12 protein-coding genes are annotated in these 16,126 nt (G+C 61.3%); 1 reads left to right on the top strand and 11 read right to left on the bottom strand.

Annotated features, from left to right (window positions below):
• Window positions 1-21: 21 nt before the first annotated feature.
• The 10 genes from HW556_RS09855 to HW556_RS09900 all read right to left on the bottom strand — a co-directional run bounded on the left by HW556_RS09855 (window position 22) and on the right by HW556_RS09900 (window position 12,217).
• A complete protein-coding gene (locus tag HW556_RS09855) occupies window positions 22-1,398 on the bottom strand; it encodes a sigma-54-dependent transcriptional regulator (protein ID WP_176899855.1) in 1,377 nt (458 codons plus the stop codon).
• Between the two features lie 144 nt (window positions 1,399-1,542).
• A complete protein-coding gene (locus HW556_RS09860; RefSeq protein WP_176899856.1) occupies window positions 1,543-2,244 on the bottom strand; it encodes a GIN domain-containing protein in 702 nt (233 codons plus the stop codon).
• Between the two features lie 135 nt (window positions 2,245-2,379).
• Entirely contained in the window at window positions 2,380-3,300 is a 921-nt protein-coding gene (locus HW556_RS09865; protein WP_246289598.1) for a DUF5694 domain-containing protein, read from the bottom strand.
• A 111-nt stretch (window positions 3,301-3,411) separates the two neighbouring features.
• Window positions 3,412-4,614: an FtsX-like permease family protein gene (locus tag HW556_RS09870; protein ID WP_176899857.1), complete on the bottom strand. Its 1,203-nt coding sequence runs from the start codon at window positions 4,612-4,614 to the stop codon at window positions 3,412-3,414.
• Window positions 4,611-5,861 carry an ABC transporter permease gene (locus HW556_RS09875; RefSeq protein WP_176899858.1) on the bottom strand — a complete coding sequence of 417 codons (1,251 nt, stop codon included), beginning with the start codon at window positions 5,859-5,861 and terminating at the stop codon, window positions 4,611-4,613. Before HW556_RS09875 ends, HW556_RS09870 begins: the two co-directional genes overlap by 4 nt.
• A 134-nt stretch (window positions 5,862-5,995) precedes the next feature.
• The gene (locus HW556_RS09880) at window positions 5,996-7,195 is read right to left on the bottom strand and encodes an FtsX-like permease family protein (RefSeq protein ID WP_176899859.1); all 1,200 of its coding nucleotides are present in this window, start codon (window positions 7,193-7,195) and stop codon (window positions 5,996-5,998) included.
• Window positions 7,192-8,433 carry an ABC transporter permease gene (locus HW556_RS09885; protein WP_176899860.1) on the bottom strand — a complete coding sequence of 414 codons (1,242 nt, stop codon included), beginning with the start codon at window positions 8,431-8,433 and terminating at the stop codon, window positions 7,192-7,194. Before HW556_RS09885 ends, HW556_RS09880 begins: the two co-directional genes overlap by 4 nt.
• An 88-nt stretch (window positions 8,434-8,521) precedes the next feature.
• Complete coding sequence (locus HW556_RS09890; protein ID WP_176899866.1) at window positions 8,522-9,190, bottom strand: ABC transporter ATP-binding protein; 669 nt, start codon at window positions 9,188-9,190, stop codon at window positions 8,522-8,524.
• Between the two features lie 280 nt (window positions 9,191-9,470).
• Complete coding sequence (locus tag HW556_RS09895; RefSeq protein ID WP_176899861.1) at window positions 9,471-10,841, bottom strand: TolC family protein; 1,371 nt, start codon at window positions 10,839-10,841, stop codon at window positions 9,471-9,473.
• Window positions 10,842-10,972: 131 nt separating this feature from the next.
• A complete protein-coding gene (locus HW556_RS09900; protein ID WP_176899862.1) occupies window positions 10,973-12,217 on the bottom strand; it encodes an efflux RND transporter periplasmic adaptor subunit in 1,245 nt (414 codons plus the stop codon).
• A 653-nt stretch (window positions 12,218-12,870) separates the two neighbouring features.
• Between HW556_RS09900 and HW556_RS09905 the strand changes: the two genes are divergently transcribed.
• Window positions 12,871-15,378, top strand: a complete 2,508-nt coding sequence (locus tag HW556_RS09905) for an outer membrane beta-barrel protein (RefSeq protein WP_176899863.1) — start codon at window positions 12,871-12,873, stop codon at window positions 15,376-15,378.
• Between the two features lie 222 nt (window positions 15,379-15,600).
• On the opposite strand, the gene HW556_RS09910 is transcribed toward HW556_RS09905, so the two are convergent.
• Window positions 15,601-16,041: an SMI1/KNR4 family protein gene (locus HW556_RS09910; RefSeq protein ID WP_176899864.1), complete on the bottom strand. Its 441-nt coding sequence runs from the start codon at window positions 16,039-16,041 to the stop codon at window positions 15,601-15,603.
• Window positions 16,042-16,126: the final 85 nt, after the last annotated feature.

Below are 16,126 nucleotides of genomic sequence, written 5' to 3' on the forward strand. Positions count from 1 at the left end.
GTGCATTCCGGCAGGGAAGCTTTAGGCATCGAAAGGAATACTATACTTCTCCAGTCGCCGGTACAGCGCCCCGCGGCTCAGGCCCAGTGCCCGGGCCACGCGGCTGATGTTGCCCTCGTAGTGCGCCAGGCTCTGCCGAATCATCTGCTCCTCCAGCTCCTCCAGGGTCATGGTGCCGGGGGCGGGCAGCTCGTTGGCCGCTGCAAATGAAGCGGCTGGCGTGAACGTCTGGGCTCGGAAATCGTCGGGGGCCAGCTCGTCGTGGCCCGATACCAGCACGGCGCGCTCCACCACGTTTTTCAGCTCGCGGATGTTGCCCGGCAGCGGCTGCTCCTGCAGCCAGTGCAGCGCGCGGGTGCCCACCTGCAGCGCTGGGCGCTGGTAAGTGGCGCGCAGCTGCTCCACGAAATGGCGCACCAGCAGGCCGATATCGTGGGGCCTCTCGCGCAGGGCAGGCAGGCGCACAGTTATCAGGTTGATGCGGTAGAACAGGTCTTCGCGGAAACGGCCGGCCCGCACCTCCTCGGCCAGCCGACGGTTGGTGGCGCACACCACCCGGATATCGAGGCGGCGGGGCTTGCTGTCGCCGAGCACCTCGTAGGTGCGGTCCTGGAGTACGCGCAGCAGCTTTACCTGCGAAGACAGGTCCAGCTCCCCGATTTCATCCAGAAAAATGGTGCCGCCCTGGGCCAGCTCGAAGCGGCCCACCCGGTCGGTTTTGGCATCGGTGAAGGCCCCGCGGCGGTGGCCGAACAGCTCGCTCTCAAATAAGGAAGCCGAAATACCGCCCAGGTTCACCTTCACGAAGGGCTGGCGGCGGCGTGGGCTGTTGCGGTGTAGCGCCTCGGCAATCAGCTCCTTGCCCGTACCCGATTCGCCCTCAATGAGCACGGCCGCATCGGTGGCCGCCACCTGGCCCACTTGGCGCAGCACATCGAGCAGGCCCGCATCCTGGCCCACAATCCGTTCAAAATCGTAGCGGGCATCGAGCTGGCGGCGGGTGAGGGCGGGGCCAGCCAGCGGCTCGGGCGCGTGCAGCGCCAGCACGGTGGCAATGGTGCTCAGCAGGTGCTCGTTGTTCCAGGGCTTGGTCAGAAACTCGGCGGCCCCGGCCTTCATGCCCTCCACGGCCAGCGCAATGCTGCCCCAGCCCGTCAGCAGCACTACGGGCAGCGCGGGCCACTTTTGCTTGAATTCGGTTAGCAGCCGCAGCCCATCCGCCCCACTGGTTTCGAGCGCGAAGTTCATGTCCAGCAGCACCAGCCGGGGCGGCGTGGCTTCGGCAGCGGCCAGGGCCTCGGCGGCCCCGGGCACGGCCTGGGTTTGGTAGCCGGCTTGCTTCAGCAGCAAGCCCAGCGAGGTGCGCACGGCCACATCGTCGTCGACAAGTAGAATCATAAATAGGGAAAGCAGCCTTAAAGAACGTCATGCAGAGCGCAGCGAAGCATCTCGCGTGCTGACGTTGTCATAGTAACCCAACGTCAGCACGCGAGATGCTTCGCTGCGCTCTGCATGACGTTCTTTAAATTATCTCGCTCAGAATTATCGGCTTCGTACGCTGCCGCCGCTGCTGGTGCGCTTGTTTACTTTAGCCGAGCCGCTGTAGCTGACGCCGCCGCCGCTGCTGGCGTTGGCCATTAGGTTGTCCTGCACGTTCACGGCAATAATGCCACCGCTGCTGGCGCTGGCCTCGCAGGCAGCCGCCTCCAGGGTGCGGCCTTTGAACACGGCTCCGCTCGAAACGTCTACTTTCAGCTGTTTCACTTTCCCGGTAAGCGTGGCCACGGCCCCGCTGCTCAGGTCGAGGTCGAGCGAAGCGGCCCGGAAATCAGCCACCAGCACCGCGCCCGACGAGAGGTCGACGGCTAGCTTATTGGTGGCATAAGGTCCGGGCACGGTCAGCTGGGCGCCGCTGCTGCCGCCAAGCTTGCTGATGACGGGGGCCCCCACCTCTACCCGCAGGTTCCGGACCTGGTTCTTGCGGCCGAACTGTTCATCCTTATCGCGCTCGAAGGAAACGATGAGTACGCCGTTGCGGACTTCGGTTTTGAGGCGGGCCAGCAGCGCGGCCGTTTCGGCGCGGGCCTCCACGCGCTGGGTGCCGGTGGTCAGGTTCAGCTCGATGCCGTTGCTGACTTCGATGGCGGTAAAGGGTGCCAGCGTGCGGGTTTCGGCGGCCGATTGGGCCAGAGCGGGCACCAGGGCCAGCAGCCAAAGCAGGGCGAGAGTCGTTAGATTTTTCATAGAAGAGAGGAAGTAGAAGTGGATGATATGGCGGCAGATGCAGAGCGCCGGGGTTTGGTTGCCTGCCGAGCTTCCGATTGTTTTCTCGCAGCGGTTCGCGGAGGCCTACCCAGAGGTAAAAGGAGGACCGAAAAGCTACCTACGTCCTTCTTCATCCAGCCGCAGGAATTTCGTTTTTCTGGTTTTCAGATACTGCGCAGCATGCACCACGTCATAGGCCGGATTCACAGCCAGCAGTTCTTCCAGCACCCCCACGTGGGCCACACCGAACAGTGCCAGCACGCGCTTGGACTGGGTTTGCTGCTGCGCCCGCAGGATATTCGAATAGATTTTGAGGTTGCGGTTGTAGAACAAGGTGATAAAATGAGCCCCGATGTACTCGGTGTCTACCTTGCCTAAATCGACCGTGTTGGTACCGCCCGCCGCGAAACTGCCGTTCATTACCAGGGCCGGAGTATTGAACTGCATCCGGTGCAGCAGGTCAATCACGGCGGGCTGATTGACCAGCGCCAGGTAATCGTTCAGCGACAGGCTATCCTTCTGCACCAAAGCCCTCAGTGGCCGGGCAACGCTCTGTACCCGCCGGAGTTCCTGCGTAAAGGCGTCGATGTTGGTGCCGCTGCTCAGCAGGCTTTGCGACGTGGCGGCGTAATAGTCTACCCCTTTGGGGCTGGGCAGCCCGAGTTGCCGGGCCAGCGCGAAACCAATCTGGTACCGCTCACTACGCCCGGTCGGCAGGTCTTCCAGTCGCAGAGTCCCTTGCTGATACAGCGCGTACAGGCTGTCTATCTGCGGCTGCTCTTTGGGTTCGGCTTCCACCAGAATAACGTCGGGCCGAAACTTGGCCAACTGCGCCCGTACTCTGGCCAGCTCCGCCTGTTTTTTGGGGCTAAAGACATCGGACTCGGGCTGCTTGTTGTAGAGCTGCTGGAGGTGGTCGGAGCCAACTATCATGGCCTGAACCCTAATGGACCGGGCACTTTGCGCCACGCCTACCAGCGGCAGACTCAGCGCGAGCAGGATCAGTAAAAGGCGAAGAAAGTAATTCTGAGGCATCAGATATTTTATAGTTGATGGGATGGAGCGACTAAATAGCTTGGCCTGCTTCCGGCAAACAGCGCATGCTATCATCGTTTTCAAAGCCGGCCACCGCGTTGGAAGTGCAGCTTATTCTTCGCGTAGTGCCACGGCGGGCTGAATACCGGCTGCCAGCCGGCTCGGGTATAGTGCGCAGACGGTAGCCAGCAGATACAGCGCCCCGGCCGCCAGCAGCATGGCCGTGAAGTAGATGTCGGGCCGCACATTCTGCACGCCCAGCAGCGGAAACTGCACCGCCACCAGCAGCCCCAGCGCCAGCCCGAAGGTAGTAATGACCAGGATTTCGCCCAGCACCTGCCCGCTGATGCCGCCGGCCGTAGCGCCCATCGCCCGACGTACACCAATTTCGCCCCGCCGCCGACTGATGTTCAGCCATAGCACCCCAAACAGCCCCAGCGCCACATTCAGCAGCAAAAACACGCTCATGGCCCCTAGCAGCAGCGGCTTGGTCAGGAGTTGCTTCATCTGCACGGTGTGCATCTCAGGCAAGGTGCGGATAGTGCCCGACCAGCCGGGCCCGATGCGGCGCACGTCGTCGGTGAGTTGCTTTTCGAGGGCCGCGCCGCTCCCCGGCTTCACTCGCAGCAGTACCGCGTCGGCAAAAAAGGTGGTGTCTTCGGGGAACAGGGCCTGCACAATAGACGGCTGAGGCTCCTGCAATTCCCCGTCGGTGCGATAAGCGCTGATTACGCCAATAATGCGCTGGGGCGCTTCGTCGCGGCCCCATAGCAGGCTGCCCAGCGCCGAGCGGCCATCAGGGTACATGGCCCGCTGCATTCCCTCGTCGATTACCACCGGCACGTTGGCCCCCGGCACCGCATCGGCCGGCTCGAACCAGCGGCCGGCCACCAGTTCCAAGCCTAATACCTCGCGCAATTCCGGTCCCACTATAAAGGCATTGATAGAACCAATATGCCGTTTCGTCGAGTCGCGCGGGTCGGTAAAATCCAGTCCGCGTTGGCTGTTATTAAAAGAGAAGGGCGTGTTAGAAGCCGTTAGGGCCGCGCTCTGCACTTGGGCGTTAGCCCGCATTTCGGCCAGCACCTGACGCATGGCACCAATCTTCTCAGCCTTAGATTGTGAGCCGGTGGTAACGTTCAGCTGCCAAGCCTGCTCATACCCAAAGCCCAGCGGCTGCCGGTAGTTGTCCCACAGGTTGGCCCCCATAGTGCCCACGGCAAACAGTACCACAAAGGCCAGAAATATTTCGACTACCAGCAGGGCATTGGCCCGGCGGCGGTTCCACATCAACAGAAACAGGTGGCGAATCATAGGGCAATTCCTCCTTTAAGGGCCTGGTTGGCCGGTAGCTTCGACATTTTATAAGCTGGGTACACCCCCGACAGCAGCCCAAACAGCAACGCCAGCAGTAGCCCCCCCGCAAACACGCGCCCATTTAGCCCCAGTTGAGCATAGGGGATGAAGTGGCTCTCGTTGAGCAGGTACAGCACCCCAGCCGCTAGCCCCAGCCCCAGCAGTCCGCCGATCAGTGTCAGGAGCACGTTTTCAAGCAGAAATTGCCCCACCAACGTACCGGCTGTGGCCCCGAAAGCTTTGCGCACCCCAATCTCAGCGGCCCGCTCCAGGGTGCGGCTCACGTTGATGTTGACCAGGTTGATAGCCGGCAGCAGCATAAACAGCAGCCCTAGCCCCAGCCACTGCCGCCAGAATTTGGCCGCGTCGCCGTCCTGGCCGGCGGTGTTGCTGTGGTCGGACATATAATGGGCCAGCAGCGTGCGGGCGTAAGAGCGGATTTCCCTGTGCTGCTCGGGGTCCGGGATGGGCAGGCGGGCCAGCACCCGCTGGTACTCGGCTTGAACAGCCGGCACATCGGCCGCCCGGCGGACCAGCAGAATAGCCTGGAAGTCGCCCATGTAATTAGCATTGCGCAAATCGGCGGTGGTAGTGGTTACGGGCAGCCAGCATTCGGCGTAGGTTAGCTCCCGCGAAGTGGGCACGTCGCGCACCACGCCCAGCACCCGGTAAGCCTGGCCATTGAGCTGCATAGTCTGGTTGAGGGCGGCAGCCACCGACCCGAAGCCACGGCGGGCGGTGGTTTCGTTAAGCACCAGCACGTGGGCTGCGTCGCGCACCTCGGCCAGGTTGTAGGGCCGCCCGGCCATAAAGTCGAAATCCAGCACCGACCAGTAATTGCCATCGGTGTAGCGCCGGTCCACTTTCACCACCTGCTTGCCTACGTAGAGCGTGACATTGATGGGGTAACTCTCGCTCACGGCTACCTTTTCGGGTGTGCTTAACGGCCGGATGTAGCGATTGATAAAGTCATAGCCCACGCTGGAAGAGTTCGTAGACTCGGGCCCACGCAACACCATGCGGTTGATGAATAGCAGCCGATCGGCCCGCACCTCAGGTCGCGCCGGCCCCACAGCATCGTCGAACAGCGCCCCCATCACTACCAGTGTCATCAGCGTGAACGAGATGCCGAATAGGCTGATGAAGGTGAAGAACTTGCGCCGCAGCAGCACCTTCCAAGCAATTTTCAGGTAGGAAAGAAACATGTTATTTTTTAATTAAAAACCAGAAGCAAAAATTAAAAATTGTATCACAAAATATAATTATGTATTTCATTGATAATTAAAATTTTGACCGAGATGAATTTTTAAATATTTCCTCTTGATTTTTAATTCTCTTCTTATTCCTCGCGCAGGGCCACGGCGGGCTGAATGCGGGCGGCCAGCCAGCTGGGCTGCAGCGTGCAGAGCAGCGTGAAGACATACAGCACCACCAGCGCCAGCAGCATCCCCAGCAAATACACGTGGGTGCTCACGCCCAGCACGCCCAGTAGCGGAAACTGGGCCGCAATGAACAGCCCCGGCAGTAGTGCCAGCGTCGTGAGCACCAGCGTTTCGCCCACGAACTGCCGGCCGATATCGGCGGCCGTGGCGCCTAGGGCCCGGCGCAATCCTATTTCGTCGCGGCGCTGGCTGATGGCCTGCCACAGCATTCCGAACAGCCCCAGCGCCACGTTCAGCAGCAAAAAGGCACTCACGATGCCCATGGCCAGCAGCGGAGCCAGGCTGGTTTGCAGCGCCAGGGCGCGGCTGTCGGAAAGCGGGGTGGCGCTCACCGTCCAGGTTTTGGTAATGGCCGTTACGGTGCGCACCAGCTGCTGCTCCAAGGCGGCGCCGGCACCGGGCTTCACCTTCACCAGCAGCGTGTAGGCAAACATGCGCGTACCATCGCCCGGCGGTACCCGGCGGCGGAAAACCACCGGCTGAGGCGGGCCCAGGTCGCCGCCCGGGCGGTACGAGCCCACCACGCCCACCACCCGGCCTTCCGCCTTCTCGTTCTCGTTCAGAGCATGCTGCAGCTTGATGCGCTGGCCCAGCGCCGGCCGATTACCGAAAAATGCCTCCCGCATCTCGCGGTTGATGATGATAGGGGGCAACCCAGCCACCTCATCGCGACGGTCGAACCAGCGGCCTTCCAACACCGCCATCTCCAGCAGCGCCGCAAACTGGTCGTCGGTTTCTACCTCCGTCACTGCCAGCGGCGGCTGGCCGGCGACAGTGGCGGTGCTGTTCATAACGTATTCGCTGAATGGGGTGCTGTACATGGCCAGGCTAACTGCCTCCACTCCTGGCTGCTGCCCGAGCTGCCGCTGCAAGCGCAGTAGCGTAGGCTCCTGGGGGAGCGTATCGTTGTTGGTGGCCAGGCGCAGCGTCCAGATCTGCTCGTAGGAGAAGCCGGGCGGCTGGCGGAAGGCCAGACCCACCACGGCCACCAAACAGCCCAGCCCGAAGAGCACCAGAAACGTGAGCAGCAGCTCCAGGGCGAGCAGACCATTGGCGGCTTTACGGCGCCAAATAAGTTTGAGAAGATGCCGAATCATGTGCGGGCGTGTTTAAGGGCTTCCACGGCCGAAAGCCGGGCCATGCGCCAGGCCGGGTAGGCCCCCGACAGCAGGCCAAAAACCAGTGTGGCCGCCAGCGCCCAGCCAAATACTATTAAGCTGGGCTGGAAATCACCGTAGGCGGCCAGATAACTGCCACTCAGCCCGCGTAGCAGCGTAGCGGCCAGCAGCAGGCCCAACAGTCCACCGAGCAGCGTCAGAACCAAGGTTTCGACCACAAATTGCCCGGCCAGCGTACCGGCCGTGGCGCCAAAGGCCTTGCGGATGCCAATTTCGGAGGCCCGCTCCCGCATCCGGCTCACGTTCATACTAATCAGGTTGAGGGCCGGCAGTAGCAGCAACAGCGCCACCGCCCCGCCGCTCAGCGCCTGAAACAGCTGCACGGGCTTGCTCGTCCAGTTATAGCGTGCCAGCAGCCGGTCGGCCACCGACTCGCCCAGCGTGCTGGGCAAGAAGGCAATTCGGCTGTCATCATCCATCGGAATGGCGGCCACGGCCCGGCGCAACGCGGCCCGCATATCCGGCACGGCTGCCGCCGATGAAGCCAGCATTAGCAGCTCGCTTTCCCCAAAAGGCACCTCCGGCTGGCGTTCCAGCGCGCTTGGTTCGTAAGGGGCCCAGAGGTCGGCGTAGGCATGAAAACGCATGGTAGGCACATCGGCCACCACGCCCACCACCCGGTAGCGCTTCTCGTTGGCTTCCAGCACCTGCCCCACTGCCGGCTGGCCGGCCCCGAAATACTGTCGGGCCGTGCGGGCGCTGATTACGGTTACGGCCTCGCCGCTGCGGGCCTGCTGCTCGGAGTAGGGCCGGCCGGCCAGAAAGCGAAACTGCAGCACCTGCCAGAAACCGCCATCGGTAGGTTTGAGGGCCAGCGCCAGCTTGCGCCCGCCCACATAGGCGGCCACCGCCTGTACCTCACCGCTGATACCTACTTGCGTGCCCGGGCCCAGCTTCCGCAGATACTGATTGATCAACCAGTAGCTGGGCCGCACTTTCATTTCGCCGTTGCCGGACATTTTCAGCTGCATGTAGCTGCCAAACAACAACCGATCGGGGTGCTGCTCGGGCGCATAGGCACCCGCTGCCCGGTCGTAGAGCGCCACCCCCACCAGCAGAATCATCAGCGTAAAACTGATGCCCACCAGACTGATCAGCGTAAAAAACTTACGCCGCAGCAACACCTTCCAGGCTATTTTCAGGTAAGAAAAAAACATTATTTTCAATTAAAAATTGAGAATTAATACCCAAAAATCATCTTAGCAATAGATGCAACAGTGTCGATTTTTAATTTTTAATTCCTTTTCAACTCACTTGGCTGCCGTCGAAAAAGCGGATGAGGCGCTGGGTTTTCAGGGCCTGCTGCTCATCGTGGGTCACCATGACGATGGTGGTGCCCTGCTCGCGGTTGAGCGTCAGCAGCAGGTCCATAATTTCCTCGCCCATCACCGAGTCGAGGTTGCCGGTGGGCTCATCGGCCAGAATGATTTCGGGCTCGCCAGCCAGGGCGCGGGCAATGGCTACGCGCTGGCGCTGTCCGCCCGAAAGCTGGCTCGGGAAGTGGCCGGTGCGCGCCCCGAGGCCCACTTTTTCGAGGGCCGCGTAGGCGCGCTGGCGGCGCTCCTTGCCGCCCACCCCGGCCCGGTATAGCAGCGGCAGCTCCACATTGTCGAGCACCGAGAGGTCGTTTATCAGGTGGTAGCTCTGGAAAACAAAACCGATTTTGTGGTTGCGCAGCCGGGCCAGCTCCTTGTCGGAGTAGCTCTGCACGGGCCGGCCATCGAGTTCGAGCGTGCCGCTGGTGGGCTCGTCGAGCAGGCCCATAATGCTGAGCAGCGTGGACTTACCACAGCCCGAAGGCCCCATCACCGACACGAATTCGCCTTGGTGAATAGTGAGGTTGACGTGGTTGAGAGCCACCGTTTCGATAGTGCGGGTCTGGTACACTTTCTCGATGCCGGTGAGCTGGAGCACGGCCCGGCCGGGGCCGGCTACCGGGGCAGCTACTGGCTGCGGCGAATCGGTGGCCGAGGCGAACAGGTTGGTCATAAGGCGGAAGTTGAAAAGGTGAGCTGTCCGGTTTCGAACAGGAGAAGCAGGCAGTTACAGGAGAGTAGCCAAGCACTGGGCCAAACTTTTACTAATTTGATTTACAGGTATTTACATTCAATGTCAAGGTTTGCCCTCTTGGAAATTGTGTCCGGTTTCGGACGGGTTGTTCGGTTGTAGCTCCTGCCAGCATGCGCAATATCAGCTACTCCGCCGCCAGCGCCTCGCCCCGCTCGAAATCATACAGCGTGAGGGTCCGCAGCCGGTAGTGGGCCACCCACGCGGCGCGCAATGCCTCGATGTAGGCGCGGCGGGCCTGGTCTTTCTCGGCGGTGGCAATGGTGAGGTCGGTGAGGCTGATGCGGCCTACCTGGTATGTAGCCTGGGCAATGGCGTAACGGCGGCGGGCCAGCGTATCGACGCGGGCGGCCAGCGCCAGTTGGGTGGCCAACGTGCCGAGCTGGGCAGCCTGCACCTGTACTTCCTGCGCAAATGTGGCCTGCTCCTGCTGCACCTCGGTCTGGGCCTGCCGGCGGGCCAGCTCGGCCGTTTTCACCAAGGCCTGCCGCCGTCCCCAGTCCACGAGCGGCACCGCGAAGCTCAGGCTCACCTGCTGCTGTTGCTGCAACGCCGCGTAGGTATCCCAGAGGTTAGGGGCTTGGTTAATGTAGCCCAGGTTGGCCGCGAGCGTGGCCTGGAAACCGGTGGTGCCGCGGGCGCGGGCCACTTCGCGCTCCGCTTCGAGCAGCCGACGCCGGAAGCCCAGCACCAGCGCCCGGTTCTGTTGCGCCTGGCTGAGGGCCAGCTCCGGTGGCACCGCGCCCAGCCGCGGGGTATCGGGCACCTGCAAGCGCAGGCTTTCAGCGGCCAGGCCGGTGTAGCGCTGCAGCTCAACGGCCGCGTTCCGGGCATCGAGGAGGGCCTGGGCTTCGGCCTGTTGGGCGGTTAGCAGGTTGAGTTCGAGCCGCAGCAGGTCGCTTTGTGAGAGGCGGCCGAGGCCGTACCGCTCCCGGCCCAGGCGCAGCAGCTCGGCATTGGCCTGCACGTTCTGACCGGCTACCTGGGCGCTTACCTGCTGGCCCAGCACGTCAAAATACAACTCCGTTACGCGTTGGGCAATGGTTTCGCGCTCCTCTACAAACTGCCGGCCGCTTTCCTGGTAGCGCAGCGGCTCCAGCCGCCGTGCCCAGCGTAGCTCATTAAACCGCCCCACCGGCTGCAGTAGGCCAATGACCACCGGCTGGTTGTTGTAGCGCCGGATGCTGCCATTGAAATCATCGAACCGCTGCACCTCGGAGGCCACGAATACCTGCCCGCCCGTCAGGCCGATGTTTTGGCTGAGCGTGAGGGCTACGTTGGAGTTGTTGAGCCGCACAGCCCGAAAATCGGTGGTGCCATCGGGCTGCACGACCGGCGTTACGGCCCGGCTGTAGCCCGGCAATGTACCCTGCAGGCCTAGCTGGGGGCGGTAGTTGGCCCGGTAACCCCGCCACTGCCAGTAGCTCTGGTCGCGGCTGGTACTCGCCCCACGCGCCACCGCCGACTGGCTCAGCGCCTGGTCGATAACTTCTTGCAAGCTGATAGCAGTTAGCTGATAGCTGTCAGCTTTCGTGCTTGTATCCTGCTTGGCAACGGCTGTCTGCTGGGCATTGGCTTTCAGACCGAAAAAGCTAACAGCTAACAGCTGACAGCTAATAGCTAAAATCTTCATTGGATAATGAGTTCGGGGGTGTCGAGGTGGTCCTTCATGTCGGAGACGATGATTTCCTCGCCGGGGCGCAGGCCGCCGGTTATCTGCACGTAGTCGAAGTTGGAGTCGCCGAACTGCACGGTGCGGCGCAAGGCGCGGCCGTTGCTCACCACAAACACCGGCTGCTCCTTGCCGCCCTGGTAAAAGGGGCCGTTGCGAACCCGCACAATATTGTGGTGGGCCTTCGTCACCACGAACACGTCGGTGCGCAGGTTGGGGCGCAGGGCCGGGTGGTGGTCTTCGGCCAGCGTGGCGTAGAATGTGACGGTGCCTTTATCCACGGCGGGGCTAATGGTGCTGATGGTGCCGCGCAAATCCTGGTCGTTGATGCGCACCACCACTGGGTCGCCGGGGCGCAGGGCATCGGCGTAGGTATCAGAAATGGTGGCCCGCACCCGGAACCGGGTCAGGTCGGCCACGCGGGCCAGCGCGTCGCCGGCCTGCACAGTGGTGCCCAGCGCGTCGTTTACCCACGTGAGCACGCCCGGCTGCCGACTGCTGATGTTGGCCTGAGTCAGCTTACCGGCCAGTTCGGCAATGCTGCGCTCCTGCATCTGCACCGTAAAACCCAACTCGCGGCGGTCGGCGGCGTTGGCGGCCCGCTGATTGGCTAGCTGCTGGGTCAGGCGCTGCTGCTCCAGCTGGGCCACGCGCAGATTCAGCTCGGCTTGGCGCACGCTTTCGGCCGTGCCCCCTCCTACTTTTAGCAGGTACTGCTCGTCGCGCAGGGCCGATTGCAGGCTGTTGATTTTCACGTCCTGCACCCGCTGCTGCGACTGTAAGTCGTGCAACGCTTTTTCGAGGGCCAGCTGCAACTGGCTGCCCCGGTTGCGGTTCTGCTGCTGGCCGTCTTCGAGCTTAGCCAGCGCCGAAGCGGTCAGCTCCCGGTCGAGCTCCACGATGGGCTGCCCTGCCTCCACCCGGCTGCCCACGGCCACCAGCACCTGCCGGATAGTGCTGGCAATGGGGCTGGTCAGCACGGCTTCATGGGCCGGAATTACTACACCGGCTGCCGTGAGCGAGGCTTCCACGTTACCGCGTTCCACGCGGGCCATCAGCAGGGCGTTGCGCTCTACACTGGGCTGCAGCACCGTGCGGAAGGCCAGCAGTGCCGCACCCAGGGCCAGCAGCAGCCCCACGCCCAGCACCCAACGGCGGCGGTGGCGGCGGTTCTGGGTGGAAGAAGAAATGGCTCTGTCCATTTTCGTACAGGTAGAAGAAGGTTTCTACCAGATGTATCCAACGGCCGTGCCATTTGCACAAATTATTATCTATCAATTAATTAACCCATCAATCAATTGATTAAGAGTTGATAAAGCTGTCCGCTTCCGGACAGCTTGTTCGGTTGTGGTAGTATGCCCTCCTCTGTTACCGCCTGCCAGCACCAAAAAAACCGACCACTCCAGGCAGCGGCAGCGGCGTTGGCTCCATCTAACCAGCTAACACAATACTTCTGCTATATACAAATTGCTCATACAGCGCAGAATCTCAGCATTTCATTGAAATCTGAAATTATTATCAACAGTACCTTGCGTTACATAGTACCTTTACTTACCTTTGATTCGTTGATTAGATAACATCCTGGCCGCGCGGCTGCTCCTTCAGCGGAGCCCGGCGCGGCCCCCACCGAACACCGCCTTCGCGCCAAACGGGCCGGGTGGTGGGTGGCGGTTGGAAGCCTGGCTTCCCTGCCGTCGCCCCGCGTGTTTCGGTTTCCCGGCACCCGCCTTTTTCGGCGGTTTGTGCCCCTGTTTCTCACGTCTGAAGTACTGGCCACCAGGCCCATCCGGCGGAACCGCGGCCACCGGAAACGGCCCCTGCTTGCCTTTTATTTCCGGCTCAACCTTCCTTCTCCATGACTTCCTTTACCACTTCCAGCCAGTCCCCACGGGGCCTGGGGTTCCTCTCTGCGCCCTTTCTGGGCCTCACTTTCGGTCTGTTTTCGCTGACTGCCGCCGCCCAGGGTCCGGCCCCCGCCGGCCGCGTAACCGGCACCTTGCTGGAGCAGGGCACCGGCCAGCCCCTGCCCTTTGCCAGCGTAGTGCTGCTGCGGGCCCAGGATTCGAGCTTTGTAGCCGGGGCGGAAACCCTGGAAAACGGCTCGTTCCGGCTCGACCAGCTGGGTTTGGGCTCCTACCTGCTCAAATCGTCGGCGGTGGGCTACCAGAGCCTGCGGCGACGCGTTACGCTGACGGCCGCCGCGCCGGAGCTGGCGCTGGGCACCTTGCGGCTGGCTTCCATCACAACGCAACTGAAGGGCGTAACGGTGACGGGTGAGCGGGCCGTGGTGGAAAATGAGCCCGGCAAGCGCGTTATCAACGTGGAGAAAGACCTGGCCAGCGTGGGCGGCATGGCCACCGATGTGCTGCGCAACGTGCCCTCGGTGGCCGTAGATGCCGGCGGCAGCGTGAGTTTGCGCGGCTCGTCCAACCTGACTATCCTTATTGATGGCAAGCCCAGCGGCGGCTCCAACGGCGGCCCCGGCCTGCGCCTCGACCAGATTCCGGCCTCCCGCATTGCCCGCATTGAGGTGATGACCAACCCCTCGGCCAAGTACGATGCCCAGGGCACCGGCGTCATCAACATCATCCTGAAAAAGCAAACCAAAAACGGCGTAAACGGCACGGCCAGCATGCTGGGCGGCACCGGCGACAAGTACAACGCCAGCCTGAGCCTCAACCGCAAGCAGGGCCCCGCCAACCTGAGCCTGAGCTACGACCGCCAGGACGAAACCTACCGTGAACGAACCCGCAATGCCCAAACCAGCGGCTTGATAACCACCCGCCAGGATGGCACCGGCGCCGAGCGCAACTTCTCGCACAGCCTCAACCTGGGCCTCAATCTCGACCTGAAAAAAGAGCAGAGCCTGAGCCTGAGCTTCAACCCAACCTGGCAGCAGGAAGCCAACCGGGCCGAGCAGCTGCTAAGCACCGCCCGGCCCGGCGAGCCCACCACCACCCAGCGGGGCGTGCAGCAGCTCGATGTGGATGTGAAAGTGTATGAAAACGTGGCCAGCTACCGCCGCGGCTGGGAAAAACACCCCGGCCGCGAACTGACGGCCGTGGGCGGGGCCGTGCTCATCCGGGCCGATGTTCCGGTAACCCAAACCCTGGAAAGCGGCGCCCTCACCAGCTGGCGGCAGCAAATGGATGTGGATGCCAACATCTACTTCGCCCAGGCCGACTACACGCTGCCACTGCCCGGCAATAAAGGTAAGCTGGAAACCGGCTTCAAAATCGAGCAACAGCGCAGCAACGGCACGGCCGATTTGTTCAGCCAGCGGCCCGACGTGCCCGGCGGCTACGTGCGCGACCCGGCCCGCTCACTGGCCTACAATTTCCGCCAAACGGTGCCCGCCGCTTATGCTACCTACCAGCGCGGCTGGGGCAAAAACTGGAACGCCCAGGCCGGTCTGCGCTCCGAGTACACCCGCGTAACCGGGGCCGTAGCGGGCGGCCAGGGGCAATTCGACCTCGATTACCTGGGTCTGTTTCCAACGGCCAGCCTCAGCCGCCGCTTCGGCCAGCGCGACACGACCAAAACGGCCGAGCAGCCCCAGCAGCTGACGTTCAGCTACGCCCGACGCCTCAACCGGCCCAATTTTATGCAGCAGCTGGCCGTGCCGCTTTACATGGACCCGCGCTTCTACCGCCTTGGCAACCCCGGGCTGCGGGCCGAATTCAGCCACAACCTGGAGCTGGGCCACCAGCTGAGTTTGCCTGGCGGAGCCGAAATCACGACGACGCTGTTCGGGCGCTTCACCTCTGATGCCATCCAACGGCTGCGCGACGTGGACACGGTGGCCACCAACCGTAACCCCGCCGCCGGCCTAGTGCTGGTAGAAACCTACCGCAACCTGGGCACTACCACCAACGCCGGCCTGGAATTAACCTGGAGCCAGCCAATTACGGCCTGGTGGCGGGTGCAGGCCAATGGTTCGCTGTTTGTGGCCCAGCTGAACACCAACGCCTCCGACGCCGCCTCTCGCCGTGCCCTCACTGGCACGGCCCGCCTTAACCAAAACTTCAGCCCCACCCCCGCCCTCGACGTGCAGCTAACTGGCTCTTACCGCTCGGCTACCCTCACGGCCCAAGGGCGCCAGCTGGCTACCGGCGGCCTCGATATTGCTCTGCGTCAGCGCCTGTGGCAGAACCGCGCCGCCCTCACGCTCCGCGTATCCGACCTGCTGAACACCCAGGTGCGCCGGGCCGAAATCAACTCGCCCGAGCTGCAATCCACGCTCTACACCAAGCCCGAAACCCGGGTTGCCTGGCTGGGCTTCACCTGGTACGTGGGCGCCAGTAAAGCCAAAGCCGGCCGCATCGAGGCCGCCCCAAGTGGCGGTGGTGGGTTTGGGGGGTAAACAGTCAGTTATTGTGTGTAGCGCGACGCTTTTTTAAGCACAAATCCCCTGACGTTCGTGCTGACGTCAGGGGATTTGCAGTTTGAAATTGATATTCTCGGGCTTTGCGTTCGGGCGGGTTCCAGAACACAAAATTTTAATTCATTGCCAATGTTCATTAGAAGTACTCAACTTCAACTTTGCACATAAGCCCGACTGATGCAAAACCCGTGATAGTGGCAGTTATTTTATTCCAAGTTTATCATGCCACTCATATAGCCCGCCGTTTTCAAACACATTTCCTGTCAGAAATATTTGTAAAAATTCTTTCAAAGAGCTTGTCATTGTTTTATCTGGATAGCTTCCATTAAAAATTTCAAATTGACCGGACACAGTTCTTCTAAGACCCCACATATCTGAATAAATCATATACTCCGCAAAATAAAACCAGTTGTATCCGTAGTCCTGTGGATGTTGTTTAATGCTTTGAAGTGGAATTATATTAAAAATATCCTCATCACAACTAAAACCGTTGCAAGTCAAGAAAAAATCTCTAAAATCATCAGGTAATTCAAAACCGATTTGACTTTCAAAAGTAGTTATATCTGAAATAGTAGCAGCAATATTAACATCAATGCCACTATCTTTATGTTTATTCCTTATTAAGCCGACTAATTCTTTCATGCTGATTTTTATCTGATTTATTTCCAATTAAATAACATTCAGGTTGCCGAAACGCTGTGTAGCAGCGAGTTTCGGGAAGCGGCAC

This window comes from Hymenobacter terrestris (genome assembly GCF_013377905.1).
In the GTDB taxonomy this organism is placed as follows: Bacteria; Bacteroidota; Bacteroidia; order Cytophagales; family Hymenobacteraceae; genus Hymenobacter; species Hymenobacter terrestris.